We start from the raw sequence: 4,017 nt of genomic DNA on the forward strand, positions 1-4,017 counted from the left end.
GTTTGTTGCCATGTATTTTGTCTTCTGGTTTGGGACGATTTATCTAGCTTGGCGTTTCATTAAATTCACGTGCAAAATGGCCGTGAAGTTTTACAAATATTTGGATCAAGACCCTAAGTGGTTGGCTGAAACCAAAGCTCAGTATTATGGTTATTATGGCCATAGTTAAATATATCGGGGAACACGAAAAACGTGTTCCCTTTTTTTAATGAATTATGAGTTATGAGTAAAGAAAAAAGGCCTACCAGATTAATGCTCTGGTAGGCCCCCGCGGCTTTTATTGTTCAGCTAAGATTGCTGCAATTTCACCCTTTTCAGACGTCTTTGGCGCAACATGAATCGTTATTCTACTTCTAGGTCATCTCTCACTCATCTTTGAATAAACACGACGGATATCCTTAATCGTTTTCGGAAATAAATGGTGATTTCCCATTTCCTGACGCCAGCCTTTTGCCCTTTTTAATTCGCCTTTTCGGCTAAGAAAGTATTTGTCTTTTGATTAGTCTTTTTTTGATAATTGTGACATAATAAATCCCCGGAATTTGGATAAAAAATTCCGGGGATTACGACAATGATTTATTTTTAAAACAATAAAATAATTTTTTAAAAGAAAAATTAGAGACGACTTATACACTAATTTTTAGCGGAGACTTTCAGAATTGATGAAAGTCTAGGTTTTCAATAATAGCCGTTATTTCTTTTTATTATTATTTATTGTCACGTTTTTTAGAAGTAAATAACATTCCTAAGAAACTCAAAAAGATTGCACCAACCGCGAAACTTTGATTGCTTAATTTATCTAATCGTTTTCCAGTATTAGGTAATATATTTTTCGAGTTAATTGAATCATTTTTAGATGTATAACTATTTTGGTTATTTGAAATCAATTCTGAATTAATTTTCGAATCTGAATTGGTAGAATCATGAGACGTTAATTGATGATTATACTTAACGACTTCCGTATCATCATTAGTATCAGATGTTACATGAACAGCGTCAATCTTAGAACGATCAGGTGCATCATAACCAGCAACAGCTGGTGAATCAACTTGGTCCCATGTGCCAGTAATATTCCAATCTGAGTATGTTACTGCATGAGTAACGGCATCGGTTGTTACAGTACGTGTAAGAGTAACCGGTTGTTGCACCTCATTAGCAACTTCGTGACCATCTACTGCGTCAACATATTTGATTGTTCGTGTGATTGTCTTAGTCTCAGTTTTTGAATCTGTATGATGATTATACTTAACGACTTCCGTATCATCATTAGTATCAGATGTTACATGAACAGCGTCAATCTTAGAACGATCAGGTGCATTATAACCAGTAACAGCTGGTGAATCAACTTGGTCCCATGTGCCAGTAATATTCCAATCTGAGTATGTTACTGCATGAGTAACGGCATCGGTTGTGGCAGTACGTGTAAGAGTAACCGGTTGTTGTACCTCATTAGCAACTTCGTGACCATCTACTGCGTCAACATATTTGATTGTTCGTGTAATTGTCTTAGTCTCAGTTGTAACTGTAGGTGTGTTTTTTGTATATACAAAGTATACCTGTTGCACAGTATTGTGACTCGACGATAATGGAAATGCAATGTTGTTACTAGTAGAATTTAACCAAATATCGCTCGTTTTTAGCCATGAAGGTGAAACAGATTGATCAGTTACAAGTGAATATCCTGAAATCGACTTAGTATTAATTACTGGATTTTCACTTGGGTGAGCGTTAACACTTGAATCAACGTCCTGAGGATAACCAAAATATACGTCATCTGTGGTTAGTGGATTACCGTAATCATCAACATAACTCACTTTAATTTCAGTTTGTCCAGCCGCAAGGCTATCGTTAGGAATAGTATTATTTTTGTCACTCGTTACCGGTGAAATTAGTGATGCCTCATTGTCTGTTACATTGAAAAATGACGTAGAAGCAGTTAAAACATTTTCCATGGTTGGATCTTGAAAAATAAACTTAAAATCATTTTGATTTCTCAAAGATTGTTTATTCGCTAATGAATTATTGATTTTACTATCAGTTGTATCATCTCTTTTATTTTCAGGACTTTGGTCACTGTTCGAAACGGTTCCCACTTTATTTTGATAATAGTCCATCATCGAAAATCCATTACGTTTTAATAGATTTCCATAATTATAAGCAACTGTATAAGAACCGTCCGAATTTTTAATAACAGCGTAGCTATTATTACCGTACTGCGCTAATTGCTTAGCAATATCAATATCCGTCATGTTCACATCTAAATGAACTTCTGTCCCTAAAATATTGCTATGATAGATGGCAGAATTATCATTTTTAATCAATTCTGATCCGTCTTTAGAAAAGGATAAGGAAGTAGTATATTCTGAATCTTTTGCAACATTGATAATATTCCCATTAATTGATTTCACATGTTGAATTGTAACGAAATCCCCAGTTGGAATGTTGGTATTACCAATATTTTCACCATTAGAGGATAACAGATTATTATAATAATTTGAATCCCATGTTCCAGTGGAGGCATTAATTTGATTTGGCGCAACCCGAGCTAACCAACCTGAACCATAAAAATTTGAATCGTCTTTAGGATACTCTCTTGGAGTTGGTGTGATTGTATAATTATCTGTGCCTAACTTTATTGAGATGGGTTTCGTTGAATCATATGAGTTAATAAATAATCCTGCTCCGAGTGAAACTGTATAAGACTTTTCTGTAGAAATATCATGTGTCACATGAATAACATACTTCCCGCTATAGGTGCCATTAGGATAATTCTGTTGATCCGCAACAAACGAAATATATCCGACTCCCGGAATGTCCTTTTGAACGGCAGCCCATGTAGCCTGTGAACTATTACTTACATTACTAATGCTAAATGGAATAGTGATTGAATCCCCACTATTATAGTTATTAATTCTCCCTGAAAAATTAATGTTTTTAGGTGAAAATCGGGCTGAAGGTAACTGTATTGAATTTGAATTAGACGAAAGTGACTTGATGTCCCCATTTGAATCTTGAATATCAATACTTTGCTTATCAATTTGAGATTCCTTAATATTATTTGTTGCAGTTTTTAACTGCAAATTTCTTGCATCAACATTGTTATCACTTTCTTTATGATACGTTACTGTAAAGTTTTTATCATTCGATTCAACATTAGAGTCATGAATAGAGATTTCTTGTTGATCTGCAGTATAACCAGGGATTTCAGGACTTTTAACAGAAGAGAACGTTGCTGAATTGCTCTTCCAATCACCATACGATGTCTCTTGAGTATTTAAATTTTTTGACACAGTACGAGTGAACGTTATTTGTCTAGTATAATCATCCGCTGCTGGAGTTCCATCAGAATATTGATAATGAATCGTTTCAGTAACTACTTTTGATTCATCTGGCAATTGTTCCGTTTGAGATTGTGCTTTTTGCGAGTTTCCCTGGTCAGAATTTGCATTGTTTAAACTAGTATTCACTGAATCTGCTGAAACGGAATTTCCGCTATTTGTCGGAATATCCAATGAATTTCCTAATCCAAATGTGATAAGAGCAACCCCAGAAACTAGCCAAAATTTTCCGGATTTATACATTTTAAAATGTATCTGATTCTTTTGTGTTAGCATTCTTTTTTACCTCTTTTTTGCTTCGCTTCTGGTATTATTGCATAATACGTCTTAAAAGTCATTCAACACTATAATATTGCATCGTCTTCTGCATATTCGCCCCCCTCTGTATCGTATATGTCTAAAGAATTACTACGGTAATATTATGCTACATTTTGGACATTTTGAAAAGTGAAAATAAAAGTGGAAGATGAAAAACAAAGTAAGCCTCCTTCTTCAACAATACGACGTGTAAAACGAGAGAATAAAAAGTGATATGCCATCATAATGAAGCAATGCTCAATGCAGCCAATCAAGGATTAAGCTTTTCTGCTTTACTGGAACAAGTTCTAAAAGATTAATTAAAAAGGCAGATTCTATAATTAATTCGAACGAGAAAATTTAAAATAAAAACCCAAAGAAT

General features: G+C 34.4%; 1 protein-coding gene. It reads right to left on the reverse strand.

What is annotated here, in order from left to right:
* Window positions 1-707: 707 nt before the first annotated feature.
* Window positions 708-3,614 (reverse strand): KxYKxGKxW signal peptide domain-containing protein, encoded by a 2,907-nt coding sequence (locus FEFB_RS07820; RefSeq protein ID WP_047975688.1) that lies wholly within the window; start codon window positions 3,612-3,614, stop codon window positions 708-710.
* Window positions 3,615-4,017 lie beyond the last annotated feature (403 nt).

Origin of the sequence: Fructobacillus sp. EFB-N1, assembly GCF_001038455.1 — a bacterium.
GTDB lineage: Bacteria > Bacillota > Bacilli > Lactobacillales > Lactobacillaceae > Fructobacillus > Fructobacillus cardui.

Bases quoted from the DNA above. Each gene is read 5' to 3' on its own strand.
- FEFB_RS07820 (WP_047975688.1), bottom strand. From the start codon at position 3,614: ATGCTAACACAAAAGAATCAGATACATTTTAAAATGTATAAATCCGGA.